Consider the following 22,333-nt stretch of genomic DNA (forward strand, 5'->3'; position numbering starts at 1 on the left):
CTCCCTCGGTGTGGGCGTCATGTCGGGAGCACCACCCGGACCTGGAACCCGCCATCGGCACGCGGACCGGCCTGGTACGACCCGCCCAGTGCCAGCGCCCGCTCTCGGATTCCGATGAGCCCGTGCCCGACTGCCGCCGGTAGCGAACGGGTGGGGCGTGGTGATGTCGTGGCCGTTCGGGCGCCCTCGTGCGGCCTGGTGGGTTCGTGGAGTCGGCCGCCGGGTGGGGCGTTGTCGATGGTCAGTTCGGTGCGGTCGGGGGTGATGTGCAGGCGGATGTCGATGGGGGCGCCGGGGCTGTGTCGACGGGCGTTGCTCAGGCATTCGCCGGTGATGCGGTGCAGGGCGGTGTGGACGGCGGCCGGGAGGTGGGTGGGTGCGCCGGTGATCTCCAGGTGGACCTGTTCGCCCGCGGCCCGGCAGGCGGCGGCGAGAGCGGGGATGTCGGTGATGGTGGGGTGGGGTGCGGGGTCGCCGTCGCGCAGGAGGGTGACCAGTTGGCGGGTTTCGTGGAGGGCGGTGCGGGCGGCGGTGCCCAGGTCGGCGAGTTCGGCGAGGGTGGTCTCGTCGACATGGGGGAGGCGGTGGCGGGCGCTGTCGGTGCGTACGGCGATGGCGGAGAGGTGGTGTCCGACGATGTCGTGCAGCTCGCGCGCGATGCGGGTGCGTTCTTCGAGGGCGATGCGTTCCTCCCGCTCGGCCGCGGCGGCGAGGGTGGCGGATTCGGTGAGACGACGTTGGTGGGCCAAGGCGAACCCGGCGCAGGCGGTGAGGGTGGCGGCGGCCAGCGGTCCGGTCATCACGTCCGGGCCGACGGACCCGGCGTAGAGGGGGAGGCCGGTGGCCAGCAGGGCGAGGGCGAGCAGGGTGTATCTCAGGCCCTGGGCCGGTGAGCTGCGGCCGACGAGCACGGCGAGCACGGGGGCGAACGGGATCAGGTAACCGTCCAGCGGCCAGTGCGGCAGCATGACCGGGCGCACCACCAGTACCGCCATCGCGAGCGCGGTGGCGGTGTAGGCGAGTCGGGCGGCGATCAGTGGGCGGTCGCGGATCAGGAACGCGGGGGCGATCTGGAGCGCCGACAGTGGGAGGACCCACCAGCCGAGCGCCCAGGCAGGCGCGGAAATGAGTGCCCACGCCACTGAGGCGGAGACCAGCAGGGCACGTCCCAGCCAGGTCGGTCCCTGCCACCAACCCAGCGGTGGCGCCACCCAGTGATCCACCCGGCCGAGCGTAGCCGGCGGCGGCCTGTACTCCTTGAGTGGTACGGGACGCGCCCCGGGCGAAGTCTGAGAGCGGCGTGTTCGTACCGGGAGGGCTACCTCACTGGGTGTAGGTGGCTGACGGAATACCTCTCGTGGCGGTGGTGGGAAACGGTCCTTGACGCGGTCGCCCAGGCTGGGGTGCGTCGAGAGGATGCGGGTATGCGATGGCAACAGTGCTTTCTTGCCGCGACCATGGCCGGGCAGCTCGTCGGGTCGGTGGAGCAGCGGGCGATGACGGTCGACGATGTGGTGCGGTCTCGGCAGATCGTCGAGACCGCGGTGTCGGTGGATGGCCGGTCCGGGGCCGCGGTGGTCACCGAACCGTCCGTTGTGGACAATGTGGTCGTCAGCAGGCTGGTGGTGTTCGACCTGGCTCGGCCCGCTGAGGTGCGGACGCTCGCCGAGGTGCGGGGGACGGTCGAGCGAATGACCAATCTGCGCTGGTCGCCGGATGGGCGTGCGGTCGCCTTTCTCGCCCCGCTCGACGGGGCCGATGAGGTGTGGGCGGTGGATGTCGGTGGGGGTCGGCCGCGGAAGGTGTTCGGGTCGCCTGCTCCCGGGGTGGTGTTCGGGGGTGGGCATATGCCGTTCATCAGTCCGAATGTGCCGCCGCACGCGGCGAAGGTGCTGGCGTTCGAGTGGGCCCCGGACGGGCGCGCGATCGCCTTCACCGCGCCGCGCCCCATGGGAGACACCAGTGGGGACGGCGTGGTGTACAGCGATCCGCGGGCGGTGATCGCCGGTGAGTACGAGGAGGTGCGCAACGCCCTGTGGCTGTGGGATGCCGATACCGTGCGGGTGCGACATGTCGTTGACTCCGTGCAGGGGCCGATGGCCGAGCAGGGGAAGCCGAAGATGGCGTTCTCCCCTGACGGCAAGCGGCTGGCGTTCGTGGCTCGCGGTACGCAGCAGCCCACCGATCAGGTCGATCGGGTGAACGTACTGGACCTGGGCAGCGGGCAGGTGTCCGTGATGGACACCGGTGCGGCGCGGCCGTTGCCGCCGTCGTGGACGGCCGACGGGCGGTTGGTCGGGGTCGAGGGGAACGCGGTCGTCGCGCTGCCGGGACATGCCCGGCTCGGGGCGTTGCCCGAGGGCGGCACCGCCACCCGCGCATGGGGTGCCGATGTCGTGAGCGTACGGGACGAACGCCGTGAGGCGCCCTACCGGATCGCCGACGGCGGGGCGGTGTTCACGCTCCCCGACAACCTCTCGGAATGCTCCTTCGACGCGGCGCGGCGGCGTGGGCTGTGCGTACGACAGAGTGCGGCGACTCCTCCTCGTCTGTCCATTATCGACAATCAGGCGATCAGGGACGGGTACGACCCGAACCGATGGGTGGAGCGGGTACGCGTGATCGCGCCGCGGCCGGTGGAGTGGGTGAACCCCGCCGGGCTGCGGGCGACCGGGTACCAGCTGGTGCCGCCCGGGTGTGGGCGGTGTCCGGCGGTGGTGATCACACACGGGTATGACGCGCGCGAGTTGTTCATGGCTGATCGGCAGGAGTGGGCGTTTCCGTCGCAGGTGTACGCGGCGAAGGGGTATGTCGTGCTGTTGGTGAACGAACCCGCGAACGCGAACACCGCTGACACCGTCGAGGCGCGCGCCACGATGGAGACGGCCGTGCGGGCCGCCGTCGACTCCGGACTCGTCGACCCGGCGAAGGTCGCCATCCTCGGCTACAGCCGGGGCGCGCGGGTCGCGGACGAGTCGATGATCCACTCGACGGCGTTCGCCGTGGCCGTGGGCGCCGACGATGCCACGCAGGAGCTCGTGCCCGGCTCCGGCGCGCCACTGGCGACGCGGTTCACCGGCCCGCTGCTGCAACAGATGGGACCCGCGGCCCTGATGGTCACCCCCGTGCACGACTACCTGCGCCGCACCCTGCGCGTGCCGACCGAACTCGTGATCTACCCGAACGAAACGCATATCCCGCACCAACCTCGTCATCGTGCCGCTGCCATGTCCTTGAACCTCGACTGGATCGACTACTGGCTGCTCGGCCGCCGCGATCCCGCCAGGACGGCACAGTACGAGCGATGGGACGGCCTCCGCTGAAAGTTGTCCACAGGCCCGGATTTCCCGGGGTCGACACGAGGTCAACACGAGACTGTCGGTGCGCCGGGCTAGGGTCGATGCTGTCCTGAGGCGACCGAATCCGGGGGTGACACACCATGGCGCGAACACCGATCAGACAGATCCTGGGCCTGGCCGTGCCCGCGCTGCCGGTGCTGGCCGCCGAGCCGGTGTACCTGCTCGTCGACACCGCCGTCGTCGGTCACCTCGGGGCCACCGAGCTGGGCGCGCTGGGCGTGGGCGCGATCGTGCTCGCCCTGCTCTCCACCCAGCTCACCTTCCTCTCCTACGGCACCACCGCCCGTGCCGCTCGCCTGCACGGCGCGGGTGACCGGGACCGGGCGGTGGCCGAGGGCGTACAGGCGACCTGGCTGGCGCTGGGTGTCGGCGTCGTGCTGGCGCTGCTCGGGCAGGTGGCGGCCGCGCCGGTCGCGCGGCTGATGGCCGGGTCCGGGCCGGTGGCCGACGCGGCGGCGGGCTGGTTGCACACGGCGCTCATCGGGGTGCCGATGATCCTGGTGACGCTCGCGGGCAACGGCTGGATGCGCGGCGTGCAGGACACCCGCCGACCACTCCGTTACGTCCTGGCGGGCAACGGCATGTCCGCGGTCCTGTGCCCGGTCTTCGTCTACGGCGCCGACTGGGGGTTACAGGGCTCCGCGATCGCCAACGTGGTGGGGCAAACGGTTGCGGCCGTGTTGTTCCTGCACGCGCTCCGGTCCGAGCGGGTGCCGTTGGCGCCGCACCTGTCGGTCATGCGCGCGCAGCTGGTGCTGGGCCGCGATCTCGTGCTGCGCAGCTTCGCGTTCCAGGCTTGTTTCCTCTCCGCCACGGCGGTCGCCGCGCACACCTCGGTCGGCGCGGTCGGCGCGCACCAGGTGGTGTTGCAGCTGTGGACGTTCCTGAGCCTGGTGCTGGACTCGCTCGCGATCGCCGCGCAATCGCTTGTCGGGGCCGCGTTGGGCGCGGGCGACAGCGCGACGGCCAAGGACCTCGCGCGCAGGCTGTCCTGGTACGGGCTCGCGTTCGGGGTCCTGCTCGGGATCGTGTTCGCGGTCCTGGCCGGTGCGCTCCCGCGCGCGTTCACCGGCGACGCGGCCGTGCTCGCCGAGATACCGCACGCGTGGTGGTACTTCGTCGCGTTGCAACCGGTGGCGGGCGTCGTGTTCGCGCTCGACGGCGTGCTGCTGGGCGCGGCCGACGCCGCGTTCCTGCGCACCGCGACGCTGGTCGCCGGGCTGGCCGGTTTCCTGCCCACGATCTGGCTGTCGCTGGCGTTCGACTGGGGCCTGGTCGGCATCTGGAGCGGCCTGACCCTGTTCATGTTCCTGCGGCTGGCCGCCGTCCTGCTGCGCATGCGGTCCGGCCGCTGGGCCGTGGTCGGCGCCGTCCTGGCCTGACCCAGCCGTCCACAAGCGACGGTCAGGGCACGTTCAGGGCACGTTCAGGGCCACCAGGGCGCGCGCCGAGGTGCCCTCGTCCACGCCCAGCGCCACGGCCTTGCCCAGCGGGTCGAAGATGCCGTAGGTGCCCTCGATCCCGGCCGCCGGGATGCGCTTGCCGTGCGACAGCGCGACCGCCTCCACCTTGTCCAGGTCGCGCCGGGGGAACGCGGCCGACACCGCCGCCTCCATGTCCAGCGACATCTCGGGCTTCTCCGCCAACGCCTCCAGCGTCCGCGCCACCCGCAGGTCGAACGGCCCGACCGTGGTGCGCCGCAACGCCGACAGGTGCCCGCCGACCCCCAGGGCCGCGCCCAGGTCACGCGCCAGCGCGCGTACATACGTCCCCGACGAGCAGTCCACCATCACGTCCAGCTCGACCCGGTCGTCCACCCGCGTCGTGTTCAGCAGGTCGAACCGGAACACTGTCACCGGCCGCGGCGGCAGCTGCACGTCCTCACCGGCCCGCACCCGCGCGTAGGCGCGCTTGCCGTCGATCTTGACCGCGCTCACCGAGCTGGGCACCTGCTGGATGGCCCCGGTCAGGTCCGCGATCCCGGCCGCGATGGCCGCGTCGGTCGCCCCGGACGCGTCGGCGGTGGTGAGCACCTCGCCCTCGGCGTCGTCGGTGGTGGTCGAGGCGCCCAGGTGGATGTTGGCCAGGTAGGTCTTGCGGTCCAGCGCGAGGTGCCCGAGCAGCTTGGTCGCCCGCTCGACGCCGAGCACCAGCACGCCGGTGGCCATCGGGTCGAGGGTGCCCGCGTGGCCGACCTTGCGGGTGCCGATGATCCGGCGCACCCGGGCGACGACGTCGTGCGAGGTCATGCCGGGGGCCTTGTCGACGACGATCAAGCCGGGCGGGACGGTGGGGCGCTTCACGGGACGAGACACGAGCGGGAATCCTAAGCCGCTCACGCCGCCGCGCCCGCGTCCGGTGCCAGGTCCCAGCGCCGTCGCCGTAGTCGCACCGGGATGGCGTCGCCGCGTTCGTGCGCGGCGAACAGGACCGCGCGCGTGCGCCGCCACCACACCAGCACCCGCCAGGAACCCAGCAGCAACACCACCACCACGGCCAGGAACGCGACCCGGAACGAGGCCGCGTCCGCGTCCGCCGCGTTGCCGCCGAGCAGGAGGCCGATGCTCAGCGAGGTGATCGTGACGGCGGCGAACCCGCCCACGTTGACCACGCCGCTCGCGGTGCCTGTCCGGTGCAGGGGGTTGTAGTCGCGGGCCAGCGCGAACGCGACGCCGGACAGCGGACCGCCCAACGCCACCACGCCGAACGCGACCACCACCAACGGTTTCGGTGCCACCCCGCCCGGCCAGCCGAGCAGCAGCCCCCACAGCACCACCGCGACGACCAGGTAGCCGCTGACCGCATGCACCCGCCACGTCGGGTGGCGCCCGATCAGCTCACCCGTCACCGGCGACATCACCATGGCCACGACCACCAACAGGCTCAGCACGGCCCCGGCCGTTCCCGGCGTCATCCCCTGCGCGCGCACCAGGTACGGATAGCCCCACAGCAGCCCCAGCACGCCGGGCGCGAACATCGTGGAGAAGTGGACCCAGAAGCCCAGCCGCGTGCCCGGTACCCGCCACGCCTCGCGCACCTGCGCGACCACCGCGCGCAGGGATGCGGGCGGGTTGCGTTGCTCGGGCATCCCGTCCGGCACGTCCCGCACCCGCAGCGCGACGACCGACGCGTACAGCGCGGTCGCGGCACCGGCCACGGCGAAGGTCACTGTCCAGCCCACGTGGTGCAGCAGCAGCGTCATCGGAACCGTCGCCGCGAGGTTGCCCACCGCACCGAGCGCGGACGTGCCGGAGGCCAGCGCGGCGTAGCGACGAACGGGGAAGTGCGCGGCGATCAGCCGTAGCACGCTTACGAAGGTCATCGCGTCGCCGGCGCCGAGCACCCCGCGCGCGACCAACGCCAGTGGGTAGGTATCGGCGATCGCGAACAGCACCTGCCCCAGACCCATGCCGACCGCGGCCGCGGTCAGTACCCGGCGCGGACCGAACCGGTCGACGAGCACGCCGGTGGGTATCTGCATGCACGCGTAGATGCCGATCTGCAGCACGGTGAACGTGCCCAGCGCGGCGGCGTTGATCTGGAACCGGTCCGCGGCCTGCAATCCGGCGACACCGAGCGAGCTGCGGTGGAAGACGGCGAGCAGGTAGACCGCCACCGCGGTCGCCCAGATCCCGAGTGCGCGGCGTCCTGCGGCCGACACGGGCGGCTCCCTTCGTCGCCCTCCATTGCACCAGGTGCGGCAACTGATGGTTAGCCTTGCTACGCGTGTGCCTGCTCACGGTCGGGTCGTTGCGGCAGGCACCGACCCGGACCCACTAGGCTGGGTGGCGTGCTGCGTTGGCGTGGGCTGACCGATCTCCCCGGTGGCTGGGGTCGCTGTGTGGCGACCATCGGCGTGTTCGACGGCGTGCACCGCGGCCATCAGGAGCTGATCGCGCGCGCGGTCGAGCTGGCCACCGAGCGGGGCCTGCCCAGCGTGGTCGTCACCTTCGACCCGCACCCGTCCGAGGTCGTCCGACCGGGGAGCCACCCGGCCCAGCTGACCACGTTGCGGCGCAAGGCCGAGCTGGTCGAGTCGCTCGGCGTGGACGCGTTCTGCGTGCTCCCGTTCACCCCCGAGCTGTCCAAGGTGGGCCCGGACGAGTTCGTGCACGAGGTCCTGGTCGAGCGGCTGCACGCGGCGTCGGTCGTGGTCGGCGAGAACTTCACCTTCGGCAACCGCGCGGCGGGCAACGTCCCCATGCTGGTCGAGCTGGGCAAGCGGTTCGGCTTCACGGTGGAGGGCGCCAAGCTGGTGACCGCCGGTGAGCTGGCGTTCTCCTCCACCTACATCCGTTCCTGCATCGACGCGGGCGACGTGCGCGCCGCCGCGACCGCGCTGGGCAGGCCGCACCGGCTGGAGGGGATCGTGGTGCGCGGCGATGGCCGCGGCCACGAGCTGGGCTTCCCGACCGCGAACCTGTCCACGCCCCGGTTCGCCGCGGTCCCCGCCGACGGCGTCTACGCGTGTCGGTTCACCCTGCTCAACAACCAGGCCAGGGGCCCGCTGACGGCCGCGGTCTCGGTCGGCACGAACCCCACCTTCTCCGGCCGCGAGCGTCGGGTGGAGGCGTTCGTGCTGGACGTGGACGAGGACTTCTACGGCCAGCGGGTGGCCATCGACTTCGTCGAGCGGCTGCGCGCGATGGAGAAGTTCGACTCCAGCGCGGCCCTGGTCGAGGAGATGCACCGGGACGTCGCGCGCACCCGTGACCTGCTGGCCTGACCCGTTCGCGCGGGCTGTGTGGTTCTTCCACGAAACGAAACACCGAGCCGGCAAGATACTCCCCAGGTCAGGGGGCTGTCGGCAGGGGAGAGGCCAGGGTGGAGGACCACAAGATCGTCCAACGCAACATCGCGCTGCAGCGCGAGTGGTACGGCGAGCCGCTCGGTGACCGGGTGCGCAGGCTCGTCGTGGCGTTCGACGTGTCCCAGGCCAACCTCGCCGACGTGCTGGGGATCAGCGCGCCGATGCTCAGCCAGGTGATGAGCGGGCGCCGGGCGAAGATCGGCAACCCGGCCGTGCTGGCCCGGTTGATCATGTTGGAGCGCAAGATCCTGACCCCCGAGGTGGCCTCCGGGCGGCGCGAGGCGCTGCAGAAGGCGCTGGACGACGTCCGGGTCTCGAAACCGGCCGTGACCAGGGACAATTTACCGGTCGACGTGGGCCGCAGCGCGATCATGGCGCTGCGCAGGCTCGCCGGTGCGGACGACCTGACGGCCGCCGCGGGCCTGCTAGACGACCGCTTCCCCGACCTCGCCGACCTGCTCAGGCGGGCGGGCAAGCGTCCGTGACGCGCTATTTCTCCGCGTTCGACCTGCCGGACGAGGTCGCCGACGACCTCGCCGCGCACCTGCCCCCGATCGTGCCGCCGCTGCGGCCAACGCCGCGCCACCAGTGGCACGTCACCGTGGGCTACTACGGCGACGTCGACCCCGGGCGCAGGATGGCCGAGCTGACCGAGCGGGTCACCGGCCTGCTGCCCGCCCGGCTGCGGGTCGAGGGCGCGGGCACGTTCGGCGGCGTCGCGTTCGGGAAAATCACTAGCGCCGACTGGGGCGCGCTCGCCATACTCGCCGAGGCCGCCGGGCAAGCCGAGGGCGGCCACCAGAAGTACGTCCCGCACGTGACCGTCGCCCGCTGGCCCAGGGAACACCCGGTGGACCTGAGCGTGGCCGCGGCACTGCGCGACTACCGGGGGCCAGAGTGGGTCCCGCGCGAGCTGGTGCTCTACGCCAGCGAGGGCGGGATCTACACCCGCGTGGGCGCGGTGCGGTTGCTCGCCGACTACTCCGGCATGGCAGGGTGCTAACCTTGGTGTTTGGGTGCGGCTGCGGTCCGTGGCGGCCGTCACCGTCTTCCCCGCACGGCACAAAGCACCACCGAGGAGTAGACGAGTGGCTCTGTCCACCGAACAGAAGAAGTCCATCCTGACCGAGTACGGCGTGCACGACTCGGACACGGGGTCGCCGGAGGCCCAGGTCGCGCTGCTCACCAAGCGCATCAAGGACCTCACCGAGCACCTCAAGCAGCACAAGCACGACCACCACTCGCGGCGCGGTCTGCTGCTGCTGGTCGGTCGTCGCCGTCGGCTGCTCAACTACCTGACCAAGGTGGACATCGAGCGCTACCGGTCGCTGATCCAGCGGCTCGGCCTGCGCCGATAGCTCGATCCCCGGGGGAGCGGTCGCCGATCGCTCCCCCGGGGCTTATAACCGATAGGGAACAACACAAGGACAGGGCAGCACGCCGCGCGCACGGGACCAGTTCGCCGGTCCTCGGTAGTGGTTTCCGGGAGCGACACAGGAGATGTCGCAGCGCCCCGGAGGCTTCGATCGAAGACCGGCCTCGTCTGAACGCGACCCCGTGCCCCGGCCGTGTGGCTGCCCTGAGACGAGGAGTACCTGCTACATGACCGACATCACCGTGCACGAGACCACGGCCGTGATCGACAACGGTTCGTACGGCACGCGCACCGTCCGCTTCGAGACCGGCCGACTGGCCCGCCAGGCGGCGGGCAGCGTCGTGGCCTACCTCGACGAGGACACCATGCTGCTGTCCGCGACCACCGCGTCGAAGCAGCCCAAGGAGCACTTCGACTTCTTCCCGCTGACGGTGGACGTCGAGGAGCGGATGTACGCGGTCGGCCGCATCCCCGGTGCGTTCTTCCGCCGCGAGGGCCGTCCGTCCACCGACGCGATCCTCACCTGCCGACTCATCGACCGGCCGCTGCGCCCGTCCTTCGTGGACGGCCTGCGCAACGAGATCCAGGTCGTCATCACCGTGCAGAGCCTGAACCCGCAGGACCTGTACGACGTGGTGGCCATCAACGCCGCGTCCGCCTCCACCCAGCTGGCGGGCCTGCCGTTCTCCGGCCCGATCGGCGGCGTCCGCGTCGCGCTGATCGAGGGCCAGTGGGTCGCCTTCCCGACCTACGAGCAGCTGGAGAAGGCCGTGTTCGACATGGTCGTCGCAGGCCGCGTGGTCGGGGATGACGTTGCGATCATGATGGTCGAGGCTGAGGCCACCGAGAACGTCACGGACCTGATCGCGGACGGCGCGCAGGCGCCGACCGAGGAGATCGTGGCGTCCGGTCTGGAGGCGGCGAAGCCGTTCATCCGCTCGCTGTGCCAGGCGCAGGCCGAGCTGGCCCAGGTCGCCGCCAAGGAGACCCGCGAGTTCCCGACCTACCCGGCCTACCAGGACGACGCGTTCGCCGCGGTCGAGCAGGCGGTCAGCAGCGAGCTGGCCGAGGCGCTGACCATCGGCGACAAGCAGGCCCGCGAGTCCCGTCTGGACGAGGTCAAGGCGCTGTGCCTGGAGAAGGTCGGCGCGGTCGAGGGCGGCGCGTTCGACGGTCGCGAGAAGGAGGTCGGCGCGGCCTTCCGCTCGCTGAACAAGAAGCTGGTGCGGCAGCGCATCCTGCGCGACAAGGTCCGCATCGACGGCCGCGGCCTCACCGACATCCGGTCGCTCTCGGCCGAGGTCGCGCTGATCCCGCGGGCGCACGGCTCGGCGCTGTTCGAGCGCGGCGAGACCCAGATCCTGGGTGTCACCACGCTGAACATGCTGCGCCTTGAACAGCAGATCGACTCGCTGTCGCCGGAGACGCACAAGCGCTACATGCACCACTACAACTTCCCGCCGTTCTCCACCGGCGAGACCGGCCGCGTCGGCTCGCCGAAGCGGCGCGAGATCGGGCACGGCGCGCTGGCCGAGCGGGCGCTGATGCCGGTGCTGCCCAAGCGCGACGAGTTCCCCTACGCGATCCGGCAGGTGTCGGAGGCGTTGAGCTCCAACGGTTCCACCTCGATGGGCTCGGTCTGCGCATCCACCATGTCGCTGCTGAACGCCGGTGTGCCGCTGAAGGCGCCGGTCTCCGGTATCGCCATGGGCCTGGTGTCCGATGTGGTCGACGGTGAGACCCGGTACGTCGCGCTGACCGACATCCTCGGCGCCGAGGACGCGTTCGGCGACATGGATTTCAAGGTCGCTGGCACCAAGGAGTTCGTGACCGCGCTCCAGCTCGACACCAAGCTCGACGGCATCCCGTCCGAGGTGCTCGCCCAGGCGCTCAGCCAGGCTCGGGACGCGCGCTACACGATCCTGGAGGTCATGGCCGAGGCCATCGACGGCCCGGACGAGATGAGCCCCTACTCGCCGCGGGTCACCAGCGTGAAGATCCCGGTCGACAAGATCGGCGAGGTGATCGGGCCGAAGGGCAAGATGATCAACTCGATCACCGAGCAGACCGGCGCGGACATCTCGATCGAGGACGACGGCACGATCTACGTCGGCGCCGCGGACGGCCCGTCCGCCGAGGCGGCCATCGGCCTGATCAACGCGATCGCCAACCCGCAGCTGCCGAAGGTGGGCGAGCGGTTCCTCGGCACGGTCGTGAAGACGGCCGCGTTCGGCGCGTTCGTCTCGCTGCTGCCGGGCAAGGACGGCCTGGTGCACATCTCCAAGCTGGGCAACGGCAAGCGGATCAACAAGGTCGAGGACGTGGTCAAGGTCGGCGACAAGCTCCGGGTGGAGATCGCCGACATCGACCAGCGCGGCAAGATCAGCCTGGTGCTGGTCGGCGAAGAGGAGACGGCCGAGGCGCCCGCCGCCGCGGCCGAGGTCGAGGCGGCTCCCGCCCAGTGACCTCCCGTTCCATCGTGACGGCCGCGGGCACCTCGGGTGCCCGCGGCCGTTCCGCCTCCCGAACCCCCGGCCACCTGCAGAAGCCGGGCAGCACCGTGGTGCTGGAACGCGACGGCGACGCCGAGGTCAAGCGGACCCTGCTGCCCGGCGGCCTGCGGGTCATCACCGAGCACGTGCCCGGGGTGCGCTCGGCGTCGATCGGCATCTGGGTCGCGGTCGGCTCCCGCGACGAGCCGCTGTCGGTGGCCGGTGCCGCGCACTACCTGGAACACCTGCTGTTCAAGGGCACCGCTCGACGCACCGCGGCGCAGATCGCGGAGGAGATCGACGCGGTGGGCGGCGAGCTGAACGCGTTCACCGCCAAGGAGCACACCTGCTACTACGCGCACGTCCTGGACGAGGACCTGCCGCTGGCGATCGACCTGGTGTCCGATGTGGTCTTCGACGCGGTGTGCGCGGAGTCCGATGTGGAGACCGAGCGCGGGGTGGTCCTGGAGGAGATCGCCATGCGCGACGACGATCCCGAGGACCTGCTGCACGACGCGTTCTGCACCGCGCTGATGTCGGACCACCCGCTGGGCCGCCCGGTGCTGGGCTCCGAGCAGTCGATCACCGCGATGACCCGCTCGGCGCTCAACGGCTTCTACCGCCGCCGCTACACGATGCCGCGCATGGTGCTGGCGGTCGCGGGCAACGTGTCGCACCGGGGTGTGCTGACGTTGGTACGCAAGGCTTTGCGCGACCGCTTGACCGGTGACCGCGCGCCGCTCGCGCCCCGCACGGGCCGGGCCCGACTGGGCGCGTCACCGCGGCTGGTGCTGCACACGGACGACACCGAGCAGGCGCACATGATGCTCGGCGTGCGCGCGATCGACCGGCACGACGATCGTCGGTTCACGTTGAGCGTGCTGAACGCGGCCCTGGGCGGGGGCATGAGCTCCCGGCTGTTCCAGGAGGTCCGCGAGCGGCGCGGGCTGGCGTACCAGGTGTACTCGTCGGTCGCGGCCTACGCCGACACCGGCCACCTGTCCATCTACACCGGCTGCCAGCCGGACCGCCTCGGCGAGGTCGCGGGCGTGGTGCGCGAGGTGCTGCGCGAGGTCGCCCGGGACGGGTTCACCGACGCGGAGGTGGCGCGCGCGAAGGGCAGCCTGCGCGGCGGGCTGGTGCTGGGGCTGGAGGACACGAGTTCGCGGATGTCCCGCATCGGCAAGGGCGAGCTGGCGTATGGCGACTACCTGACGGTGGAACAGACACTGGAACGCTTCGCCGCCGTGACCCCCGAGGACGTGGCGAATCTCGCCCGCGAACTGCTCGCCCGGCCGCTCGCCGCGGCCGTCGTGGGCCCCTACGCTCACACCGACGACGTGCCGGTCCAACTCCATGAGGTGAGCAAGTGACGGACATCAAGGTGGGCGTGCTCGGCGCCCGCGGCCGCATGGGCACCGAGGTGTGCGCGGCGGTCCAGGAGGCGGACGGCCTGGAGCTGGTCGCCGCCCTGGACGCGGGCGACGACCTGGCGGGGCTCAGGCCCGCGTCCGTGGTCGTCGACTTCACCCACCCGGACGCGGTGCTGGAGAACGTGCGCTTCTGCGTGGCGAACGGCATCCACGCGGTGGTCGGCACGTCCGGCTTCGACCAGTCGAAGATCGACACGGTCCAGTCGTGGCTGGACACCGCGCCTCCCGTCGGCGTGCTGATCGCGCCGAACTTCGCCCTGGGCGCGGTGCTGTCCATGCGCTTCGCGGAGATGGCGGCGAAGTACTACGACACGGTCGAGATCATCGAACTCCACCACAACCGCAAGGCCGACGCTCCGTCCGGCACGGCCGCCCACACCGCCCGCCTGATCGCCGAATCCCGGGAGATCGCCGGTCTCGGTGCCATACCGGACGCCACCACGTCCGAAGTGGACGGTGCGCGGGGTGCGCTGGTCGACTCGATCCGGGTGCACTCGGTGCGGCTCGGTGGATTGGTCGCGCACCAGGAAGTGATCTTCGGTGGCACCGGGGAGACACTGACGATCCGGCATGACTCGTTGGATCGCAAGTCGTTCATGCCGGGGGTCGTGTATGGCGTGCGCACCATCGTCGGGCGGAACGGGCTGATTCTCGGCCTGGAAAACATGCTGGACCTGTAAGCCATGTCCGCGCGTACCGTTTCGTTGCTGCTCACCGCCGTGCTGGTGCTCTATTTCGTGCTGCTCGGCGGGCGAGCGGTGGCCCTTTTTCGTGATGGGTCACCTGCTGCGGTCGGCTTGGGCGTCGGCGTGATCCTGCTGCCCTTGGTGGGCGCGTGGGTCGCGTGGTCGACGTTGCGATTCGGTGTGCGGACACAGGAGTTGGGCCGCCGTTTGCAGGCGGAGGATGGTCTGCCGGACACGTCCGAGTTGCCGCGCATGCCTTCCGGGCGGGTTGATCGGGCGGCTGCTGACGCGTTTTTTGAGGACTTTCGGGCTGAGGCCGAGGCTGCTCCTGGGGACTGGCGGTCTTGGTATCGGTTGGCTGTTGCTTATGACGTAGCCGGGGACCGTACGCGCGCCCGCGAATCCATGCGAAAGGCACTGGAACTGGCGGACTAGGCCGGTGAGCGACGGGGTCGAGGCGCGGTATCGCTTGCGTTCACTGCCTGAGTACGGGCGGGTTTCGGCGTGGAAACCGACGTTCTCCGGATCGGTGTTGCGAACCGTGCTCGACGACGATGGCGTCCGGGAGTTCTGGGATGGGGACCATCGCGTTCGGCCATCTGGAGACGCTGTGCGGGCTCGGCAGTGGGATCGGATCGGGGACTCGTATCTGTTCTGTCACGGGCGCGCATCAGGGGGTGAATGGTCGCCTGCTCGGCCTGAGGCGTGGATTGTCGACGCGGAGGGTGCAGTCGAGGCTGAGCTGAACTTTGGCGACTGGGTCCGGACGGTAGCGGTCGATGTCGATCGGAACATCTGGGTCGGGTACCAGGATCAGGCGAATCCTTGGTCATTCCCGCCAGGTGCGGATGCGACGGGGCGGAGCGGGGTCGAATATTGGCATCCGGCTCTGGTGCGGTGGGACGAATGCGGGACGTTTCACTGGGTGTTCGCGGTGGATGGGGTCATGGCGGCAACGTGTTATACGGTCAATTCGGGGCCGTACGGTGTTGTCGCCGTGACCGATGCGGATGAACCGGTGGTGCGGGTTGGTGTGGAAGGACTGATCGCCGGGTTTGGAGGTGACTTGGTGGGGCCGAGTGCCGTTGCGTTCGATGGGCGGGTGGCAACGGTATTGGGGGACTTTGTAATACCGAAGCGGCGGGGGGAGTCTGGTTATCTGGATGATGTGCTCACTCGCATCGATATGGAGACCGGTGAGGTGGTGGAGACCGGTCGGGTGGTGATGCCGGATGGGAGTCCGCTGCCCCTGGGGAAGGGAGTGATTCCTTATCGGATGGCCTTTGGTCGGGGGAACATCATCGGGATGGTTATCGGTGATCCGGGGGTTGCGCATGTGTTGGAGTTGTGAGGGTTCTGGTGTCTAGCGCGGAGCGGGTGTATCGGCTGCGCGCGTTGCCGGAGTATGGGCATGTTCTGGCATGGAAGCCGTCCTTGGCGGGATCGGTGTTGCGGACAGTGGTCGGCGATGGCGGCGCTGCGGAGTTCTGGGATGGCGACCATCGTCTCCAGCCGTCGGGTGAGGCCGCATTGGCTCGACAGTGGGATCGGATCGGGGATTCGTATCTGTTGTACGACGGGCGTGTGTCGGGGGCCGAGTGGTCGCCGATACGGCCTGAGGCGTGGGTTGTCGATGCGGACGGAGTGATCGAGGCTGAGCTGAACTTCGGGAACTGGATCCGGATGGTCTCGGTGGACGCCGATCGGAACATCTGGGTAGGTTACTGCGACTATGCGATTCCTTGGCTGTACTCGCCGGGAGCCGACGCGACCGGGCGGACTGGGATCGAGTACTGGCATCCGGGCTTGGTGCGGTGGGATGAACACGGCAGGTTCCACTGGGTGTTCGCGGTGGACGGCGCGATGGTGGCGACGACTTACACGATCAACTCGGGGCCGCATGGAGTCGTCGCCGTGACGGATGCCGATGAGCCGGTTGTGCGACTGGGTGCCGGGGGATTGATCACCGGCCACGGTCGCGGGTTGGTGGGGCCGAAGGCGGTGGCGTTCGACGGTCGGGTGGCCACCGTGCTGGGTCGGTTCGAGCGGCCGAAGCGCCGGGGCGAGTCCGGGCGTCTGGACGATGTGATCACCCGGATCGATATGGAGACCGGTGAGGTGGTGGGGACCGGCAGGGTTGTGCTGCCGGACGGGAGCCCGATGCCGCTGGGGATGCGGGTGATTCCCTACCGCATGGCGGTTGGGCGCGGGAACACGATCGCGATGGTTATCGGGGATCCTGGGGTTGCGCATGTGTTGGAGTTGTGAGGGTTCCGGTGTCTAGCGTGGATCGGGTGTATCGCCTGCGTGCATTGCCTGACTATGGGAATGTTTCTGCATGGAAGCCGACGTTGTCGCGGGCAGTGTTGCGGACGGTGGTCGACGACAGCGGTATGGTGGAGTTCTGGGACGGAAATCTTTGTCTCCAGCTGTCGGGTGATGTGGTTTGGGCTCGGCATTGGGATCGAATCGGGGACTCATATCTCCTCTATAGCGGGCGTGAACCCGGACGTGACTGGGCGCCGGAGCGGCCTGAGGCGTGGATAGTCGACGCGGATGGTGTCGTTGAGGCCGAGTTGAACTTCGGGCGGTGTGTCCAGGCGGTGGCCGTGGATGCCGAGCGAAACATCTGGGTCGGGTACATGGACAACGCGATTCCCTGGCCATATCCGGATGGTGCGGACGCGACGGGGCGGAGTGGGGTCGAGTACTGGCATCCGGGCCTGGTGAGGTGGGACGAGTACGGGAAGTTTCACTGGGTGTTCGCGGTGGATGGGGCCATGGTGTCGACATGTGTGTCGATCAATCCGGGTCCGCACGGGGTTATCGCGGTGACCGATGCCGATCAGCCGGTCGTGCGGGTCGGTATCGAGGGGTTGCTGGGTGGCTGCGCTCGTGGCCTGGCGGGCTTGAATGCGGTCGCGTTTGACGGGCAGGTGGCGACGTTGTTGGGGAAGTTCGAGTTCTCCAGGCGTCGGAGGGAGTCCAGTTACCGGCATGACGCGATCACGCGCATTGATGTAGAGACTGGCGAGGTGGTGGGGACCGGGCGGCTGGTGATGCCGGACGGGCAACTGCTCGCTCAAGGAGGACGAATACCGCCTTATCGGATGGCGGTTGGGCGCGGCAACACCATAGCTATGGTTTTCGGAAATCCAGGTGTTGCGCACGTGTTGGAGTTGTGAGGTTGCCAAGCGATCCGTGAATCGCTTGGCAACCAGGGGAATCACGCGTGTTGGGTCAGGAAGTCGGAGATCACGGCGGCGGTGGCGGTCGGGTGGGTGACCGTCGGGGAGTGGCCTGCGCCCTCGATGGTGTGAATCTGTGTGGAGTGGGGGAGGCCCTCGTAGAGCGGAAGCATGCGTTCCTCGGGCATGGACATGTCCAGGGAGCCGCGCAGGAGCAAGGCTGGAGCGGTGATCTCGGGGAGGCGGGGGACGAGGTTGTCGCGGGTCATGAGGCAGTCGACGGAGAGGCCGAGGGGGATGCCGCGCTCCTGCCAGCGGGCCGACCATTCAACAGCGGCTGGGTGGTCGCCGATGATTTGGGAGGCCAGGGAAGTGCGGAGTTCTTCGGTGGGGCCGTGTTCGGTGAGGGCGCCGAACAGTTGCTCGTAGCGGGGGCGGTCCTCCGGGTCGAGGGCATCGGCCTGGGTGTCCATCAGGAGCAGTGAGCGCACCCTGTCCGGCGCCAGCAGGGCGGTGCGGAGCGCGATGAAGCCGCCCTGGCTGACGCCGCCGATGGTGGCTTGGGGGAGGGACAGGGTGTCCATGAGGTGGAGTTGTTCGCGGGCGATGTCCCAGTACGAGTAGGGCTCGGTGTCTGTGGACGTGGTCTCGCCGTGACCGGGGCTGTCCCAGGCGATGACTCGGTATCGGGGTGCCAGGATCTCGGCCACGTCGGTGAACATGGTTTTGTCGAGGGCGTAGCCGTGGGCGAGGAGGACCGGGTGGCCCTCGCCGCCGGTGTCCTGGATGGCTATTTCTCGGCGTGGGACGGGCACGGTGTACTTCCGCATGGGACCCCCAGTGGGCTAGTGGCTCGACCCAGGTTTACCACTGACGGGGATCGTGATGTCCCGGGTGAGCAGGATCGCGGTCAACGCCAGGAGGCCCGCGATGCCGCCGGTCCAGGTGATGGTGGTGCCGATGGCCGAGGCGGTGAGTGGGCCGGTGTCGTGCGCCAACAGGGTCTGGGCGACGGCCAGGCCGACCGTGCCGCCGAGTTGTTTGGTGAGGGTGGAACCGGCGGAGGCGGTGCCCATGTCGGCTCGGGGGACGCTGTTCTGGGTGGCGATGGTGATGCCGCCCATGGCCGGGCCCGCGCCGAGGCCCGCGAGGAGGAGCCAGAAGCCGGTGGTCACCGGGGATGTTGCCGCGTCCAGGCTGATGAACCCCAGTGAGGCGACGGTTACCAGACCAGCGCCTGCCAGCAGGGCGGGTTTCGTGTGTGTGGTGCGCAGGATGACGAACGCGGTAAGGCGGTTGCTGATGGTCATGCCTGCCAGCAGCGGCAGGACCATCAGGCCGGACGCGGTGGCCGAGTAGCCGCGAACGTGTTGCAGGTACAGGGGGAGGAAGACGCCTATGGGGAGGATGGCGATCTGGAAGAAGAAGCCGCCGGTGAGTAGGGCCGCGTAGTTGCGCAGGCGTAACAGGTGTGGGGGCAGGATCGGGGTTGTCGCGCGGCGTTCCACCGGGATGAGGGCGGCCAGGAGCGCGAGGCCCGCGAGGGTCGGGATCGTGACGGTGGCGTCGGTCCAGGTGGCGTTGGTGTTGCCCTTGAGGCTCAGGCCGATCAGCGTGAGCGACAGTCCCGCACTGAGTAGGGCGATTCCGGCGATGTCGAGACGGCCGGGGTTGGTGTCGGGGGGTTTGCGGGCGGGGAGCACCAGGGCGAGGGCGATGGTGGCGGCGGCGCCGAGTGGGAGGTTGATCCAGAACGCCCACCGCCAGTTGGCGTGGTCGGTGAGGAGGCCGCCGATAAGTGGGCCGCCGACCATGCCCAGCACCATCATGGTGGCCAGCGCGGTCTGCATGCGGATCATGCCGGTGTCGCGGCCCGGCGGGTGCAGGTCGCGGATCAGGGCCATGCCGAGCGTGATCAGCGCGCCCGCGCCGAGGCCCTGCACGGCCCGGGAGACGATCAGGACCTGCATGGAGTCGGCCAAACCGCAGGCGAGTGAGCCCGCGAGGAACAGGGCGAGGCCGGTGAGCAGGAGCGTGCGGCGGCCGTACAGGTCGGAGAAGCGGCCGTAGATCGGCACGCTGATCGACGACGTCAACAGGTAGGCGGTGACCAGCCAGGTGTACCAGGAGCCGGTCCCACCCACCTGCTCGACGATCCGGGGCAGCGCGGTGCCGATCACCGTGCTGTCGAGCATGGCCAGGAAGGCGCAGCCGAGCAGGGCGTACGTGGCCACCGTCCGGGCGCGGGGCGTCAGGTCGTCGTAGTTCACGCGGTCAGTGCCCCGTGCAGGAACACCTCAAGGAAGTCGTCCAGCGCGGGCCCGTCCTCCTTCCGCCTGGTCCGGGTGAAGAGCATGCCGAGGAATATCGACGCGATGGCCTCGGGTTCCAGGCGCAGCTCGCTCCGCTCCGGTTGGAACAGCTCGGCCACGGCCTCGACGAGCTGACGCTGCGCCGTGTCCCGATCAAGGCCGGCGTCGGCCGCGCGACCGCCGCCGTGCGCGCCCCGGCCCTGTCGACCGGTGCTGTGCAGCGCGCCGATCACCGCGCCCATCCGCGCGAGGTAGGCGTCGAGCGCGGCCGCGACCTCGGCCAGCCGCCCGGCCAGGGGCTGGTCCATGGGGATCTCGGCCACCTCCGCCACGACGTGCTCGGTGCGGAGCGCCGCCGCGACACAGGCGTCGAGCAGCTCGTCCTTGTCGGCGAAGACGCGGAAGATCGTGGCCTCGCCGATCCCCGCCGCGCGCGCGATCTGGGCGGTGGTGACCGCTGTGCCGTGCTCGGCCACCAGGGGCAACGCGGTCTGCACGATCATCTCGCGGCGTTGCTCGGGACTCATGCCCGGCGCCCGGCGCCGGGGTGCGTTCTCCGTCATGACACCCACGGTACGGAGTGAGTGCTCACTCCGTCAAGCAAGAAGTGAGTGCCCACTCCGCTCGGTTCGGCATGTGTGGGCGCGGGGACGGCTCGCGGTGCGAGTTCGGAATCGCACATTCGCGCGGCGTGGCGAAACCGCTGGGAGTGCGGGCGTTGTCTCGATAGAGGATAGGCTGGCCACACCGGCGAATCTCCTTGTGTGCCAAGGAAAGAAGCTCTACGCCGATCGGTGGGGATAGCGCGCGAAGTCGTGACAGTGGGTGTTGTTTCGCCTGCCGGGGTGAATGACGACGTTCGATCGAGTGGTTCGAGTGGCCCGCACAGTGTCCGATATGGACGCTCGGGGAGGGAAAGGAGGAGTCATGTCGGTTGTCGGGGTCGTCCAGGACGGGGATGTTGCCGTCGTGGACGAGGTGTTGGACGAGTTCTTGACCGAGCGCGAGATGTGGTTGGCGGAGTTGGCGGCGCCGGTTCGGTTATTGCGCGGGTTCTTGGGCAGCAGCAGGAAGGTCGCCGCCACGTTCTGTGCGGCGGGGTGGCGGGTCGGTGGGGGAGTGGGGGCTTTACCTGGGGAGGTTGCCCGCGCGGCGGCCGCGTTGGAGATGTTCCACGTGGGGGCGCGGGTGCGGGACGAGGCCGCGGCCGGGATTCCGGCGGCGCGGCGGGTGTTGTTGATCGAGGGGGCGCGGCGGACCGACGCCATGGTCGTGTTGGGTGATCTGGCGTTCGCGTGGGCCGCTGATCTGGCGCCGGGCGTGTTGTCGACCATGCGCAGTGAGGCGTTGGTCGGGCAGTACCTGGAGTCAGTGGCGGACAACGCGTCGGCGGATGTTCCGCGAGCGCTCAAGGTCTGCGCCTATAGGTCCGCGAAATGCACGGTGGAGCACCCACTGCGCGTCGGTGCCGAGTACGCGCACGCGGACAATGAGACCCTGAGGGCCTGTTCTGCCTACGGTGTTCCGCTGGGCGAGGCCTATAGGCTGCGTGACGATCTCCTGGCCGTCTTCGGCGATCCTGGGCACGATCTCGTCGATCTCCGGATCGGCAGACCCACCGTTCTGCTGGCTGCCGCAAGGCGTTTGGCGGATGCCGACCAGCACAAACTCCTCGATGACCTCGTCGGCGACCCACAACTGGACGCGCCGGACGCCGCGCGGTTGCGGGCGGTGCTGGTGGAGACCGGGGCGCGGCGGACCGTGGAGTTGATGATCTCCCACCGGTGTCGGGCGGCGAAGGCGGCGCTGGCCGGGTTTCACTCGGCCGATACCACCATGCTCCGCCAGTTGCTGAACTTGGCGACGCATCGTGAGTGAATTGGTTCAATAACACGGTGTCGGTGTCCGCCATTACGGTGAGCCCATGAGTACTTTCGTCCTTCTGCACGGGGCGGGTGACGATGCCCGGGGTTGGCGGTACGTGCTGCCGCTGCTGTCCGGGCTCGGCCACGAGGTGATCGCCCCGAACATGCCCGTCGCGGACGACTCGGCGGGGATCGCCGAGTACGCGGACGCCGTGATCGACGCGATCGGGGAGCGGCGTGACCTGGTCCTGGTGGCCCAGTCCATGGCCGGTTTCGTCGCCCCGATCGTCGCCGACGCGCTGCCGGTGAACCTGATCGTGCTGGTCAACGCCATGGTGCCACTCGCAGGCGAGTCCGCAGGCGACTGGTGGGCCGCCACCGGCCAGGCCGACGCACGACGAGCGAGCGCCCTAGCGGACGGACGCGACCCAGACGCCCCCTTAGACGTGGTCGACACATTCCTGCACGACGTCCCCAAGGACCGCTTGGCCGAGCTGTTGGCCGAGCCACAGCCCCCAGGCCAGTCGGACGGCCCATTCGACAAGCCATGGCCCCTCGACCGCTGGCCCGACACCCCGACCCGAGCCATCGTCGGCCTACACGACCGCTTCTTCCCACCGGAGTTCCAGCGACGCGTACTGCACGACCGTTTGGGCATCGTGCCCGAGGAGATCAACGCAGGCCACGTGCCCGCCCTGTCCCGCCCAGAGGAACTCACCCACCTCCTAGTGACCTACCTAGGCTGAGCCCCCAACCCAGCCACCCCCAACCCAGCCACCCCCAACCCAGCCACCCCCAACCCAGCCACCCCCA

At 69.6% G+C, this 22,333-nt stretch carries 21 protein-coding genes; 15 read left to right on the forward strand and 6 right to left on the reverse strand.

Annotation, left to right across the window (positions count from 1 at the left end; all coding sequences use genetic code 11):
* Positions 1-17: 17 nt before the first annotated feature.
* Positions 18-1,223: a sensor histidine kinase gene (locus C503_RS47010; RefSeq protein ID WP_018685971.1), complete on the reverse strand. Its 1,206-nt coding sequence runs from the start codon at positions 1,221-1,223 to the stop codon at positions 18-20.
* A gap of 201 nt (positions 1,224-1,424) precedes the next feature.
* Here C503_RS47010 and C503_RS46355 point away from each other — a divergent pair, with 201 nt between their 5' ends.
* Together C503_RS46355 and C503_RS0130235 are read left to right on the forward strand one after the other, a co-directional pair.
* The gene (locus C503_RS46355; RefSeq protein ID WP_018685972.1) at positions 1,425-3,323 is read left to right on the forward strand and encodes a PD40 domain-containing protein; all 1,899 of its coding nucleotides are present in this window, start codon (positions 1,425-1,427) and stop codon (positions 3,321-3,323) included.
* 116 nt (positions 3,324-3,439) lie between these two features.
* Positions 3,440-4,741, forward strand: coding sequence for an MATE family efflux transporter (locus C503_RS0130235; protein ID WP_018685973.1), 1,302 nt, complete (start codon positions 3,440-3,442; stop codon positions 4,739-4,741).
* 33 nt (positions 4,742-4,774) lie between these two features.
* On the opposite strand, the gene truB is transcribed toward C503_RS0130235, so the two are convergent.
* Positions 4,775-5,674 carry a tRNA pseudouridine(55) synthase TruB gene (gene truB / locus C503_RS0130240; RefSeq protein WP_026316849.1) on the reverse strand — a complete coding sequence of 300 codons (900 nt, stop codon included), beginning with the start codon at positions 5,672-5,674 and terminating at the stop codon, positions 4,775-4,777.
* 20 nt (positions 5,675-5,694) lie between these two features.
* Complete coding sequence (locus C503_RS0130245; RefSeq protein WP_018685975.1) at positions 5,695-7,020, reverse strand: MFS transporter; 1,326 nt, start codon at positions 7,018-7,020, stop codon at positions 5,695-5,697.
* A gap of 129 nt (positions 7,021-7,149) precedes the next feature.
* Here C503_RS0130245 and C503_RS0130250 point away from each other — a divergent pair, with 129 nt between their 5' ends.
* The 11 genes from C503_RS0130250 (at position 7,150) to C503_RS0130300 (ending at position 17,340) form a co-directional block, all read left to right on the forward strand.
* Positions 7,150-8,085 (forward strand): bifunctional riboflavin kinase/FAD synthetase, encoded by a 936-nt coding sequence (locus tag C503_RS0130250; protein WP_084477384.1) that lies wholly within the window; start codon positions 7,150-7,152, stop codon positions 8,083-8,085.
* Between the two features lie 98 nt (positions 8,086-8,183).
* Positions 8,184-8,654, forward strand: a complete 471-nt coding sequence (locus C503_RS0130255; protein ID WP_018685977.1) for a transcriptional regulator — start codon at positions 8,184-8,186, stop codon at positions 8,652-8,654.
* Positions 8,651-9,172: a 2'-5' RNA ligase family protein gene (locus tag C503_RS43730; RefSeq protein ID WP_018685978.1), complete on the forward strand. Its 522-nt coding sequence runs from the start codon at positions 8,651-8,653 to the stop codon at positions 9,170-9,172. Before C503_RS0130255 ends, C503_RS43730 begins: the two co-directional genes overlap by 4 nt.
* An 85-nt stretch (positions 9,173-9,257) precedes the next feature.
* Entirely contained in the window at positions 9,258-9,527 is a 270-nt protein-coding gene (gene rpsO / locus C503_RS0130265; RefSeq protein WP_018685979.1) for a 30S ribosomal protein S15, read from the forward strand.
* Positions 9,528-9,771: 244 nt separating this feature from the next.
* Positions 9,772-12,009, forward strand: coding sequence for a polyribonucleotide nucleotidyltransferase (locus C503_RS0130270; protein ID WP_018685980.1), 2,238 nt, complete (start codon positions 9,772-9,774; stop codon positions 12,007-12,009).
* Positions 12,006-13,409 (forward strand): M16 family metallopeptidase, encoded by a 1,404-nt coding sequence (locus C503_RS0130275; protein ID WP_018685981.1) that lies wholly within the window; start codon positions 12,006-12,008, stop codon positions 13,407-13,409. Before C503_RS0130270 ends, C503_RS0130275 begins: the two co-directional genes overlap by 4 nt.
* Positions 13,406-14,149 carry a 4-hydroxy-tetrahydrodipicolinate reductase gene (dapB, locus tag C503_RS0130280; protein ID WP_018685982.1) on the forward strand — a complete coding sequence of 248 codons (744 nt, stop codon included), beginning with the start codon at positions 13,406-13,408 and terminating at the stop codon, positions 14,147-14,149. Before C503_RS0130275 ends, dapB begins: the two co-directional genes overlap by 4 nt.
* Positions 14,150-14,152: 3 nt before the next feature.
* Positions 14,153-14,590, forward strand: coding sequence for a tetratricopeptide repeat protein (locus tag C503_RS0130285; protein WP_018685983.1), 438 nt, complete (start codon positions 14,153-14,155; stop codon positions 14,588-14,590).
* A 4-nt stretch (positions 14,591-14,594) separates the two neighbouring features.
* Positions 14,595-15,506, forward strand: coding sequence for a hypothetical protein (locus tag C503_RS45070; protein WP_245572616.1), 912 nt, complete (start codon positions 14,595-14,597; stop codon positions 15,504-15,506).
* Positions 15,507-15,532: 26 nt separating this feature from the next.
* Positions 15,533-16,423, forward strand: a complete 891-nt coding sequence (locus C503_RS0130295; RefSeq protein WP_245572617.1) for a hypothetical protein — start codon at positions 15,533-15,535, stop codon at positions 16,421-16,423.
* Positions 16,424-16,449: 26 nt separating this feature from the next.
* The gene (locus C503_RS0130300; RefSeq protein WP_245572618.1) at positions 16,450-17,340 is read left to right on the forward strand and encodes a hypothetical protein; all 891 of its coding nucleotides are present in this window, start codon (positions 16,450-16,452) and stop codon (positions 17,338-17,340) included.
* Between the two features lie 41 nt (positions 17,341-17,381).
* Here C503_RS0130300 and C503_RS0130305 read toward each other — a convergent pair whose 3' ends face one another.
* Genes C503_RS0130305 through C503_RS0130315 form a run of 3 tightly spaced genes read right to left on the reverse strand, consistent with a single transcriptional unit; the run spans position 17,382 to position 20,218 of the window.
* Positions 17,382-18,173, reverse strand: a complete 792-nt coding sequence (locus tag C503_RS0130305) for an alpha/beta fold hydrolase (RefSeq protein ID WP_018685987.1) — start codon at positions 18,171-18,173, stop codon at positions 17,382-17,384.
* A 15-nt stretch (positions 18,174-18,188) separates the two neighbouring features.
* A complete protein-coding gene (locus tag C503_RS0130310) occupies positions 18,189-19,613 on the reverse strand; it encodes an MFS transporter (protein ID WP_018685988.1) in 1,425 nt (474 codons plus the stop codon).
* Positions 19,610-20,218, reverse strand: coding sequence for a TetR/AcrR family transcriptional regulator (locus C503_RS0130315; RefSeq protein WP_026316851.1), 609 nt, complete (start codon positions 20,216-20,218; stop codon positions 19,610-19,612). Before C503_RS0130315 ends, C503_RS0130310 begins: the two co-directional genes overlap by 4 nt.
* Before the next feature lie 364 nt (positions 20,219-20,582).
* On the opposite strand from C503_RS0130315, the gene C503_RS46360 reads away from it, so the two are divergent.
* Both C503_RS46360 and C503_RS0130325 read left to right on the forward strand, forming a co-directional pair.
* Entirely contained in the window at positions 20,583-21,533 is a 951-nt protein-coding gene (locus C503_RS46360; RefSeq protein WP_018685990.1) for a polyprenyl synthetase family protein, read from the forward strand.
* Between the two features lie 46 nt (positions 21,534-21,579).
* Positions 21,580-22,266: an alpha/beta fold hydrolase gene (locus tag C503_RS0130325; RefSeq protein WP_026316852.1), complete on the forward strand. Its 687-nt coding sequence runs from the start codon at positions 21,580-21,582 to the stop codon at positions 22,264-22,266.
* The last annotated feature ends 67 nt before the right edge of the window (positions 22,267-22,333 follow it).

Origin of the sequence: Actinokineospora enzanensis DSM 44649 (assembly GCF_000374445.1) — a bacterium.
In the GTDB taxonomy this organism is placed as follows: domain Bacteria; phylum Actinomycetota; class Actinomycetes; order Mycobacteriales; family Pseudonocardiaceae; genus Actinokineospora; species Actinokineospora enzanensis.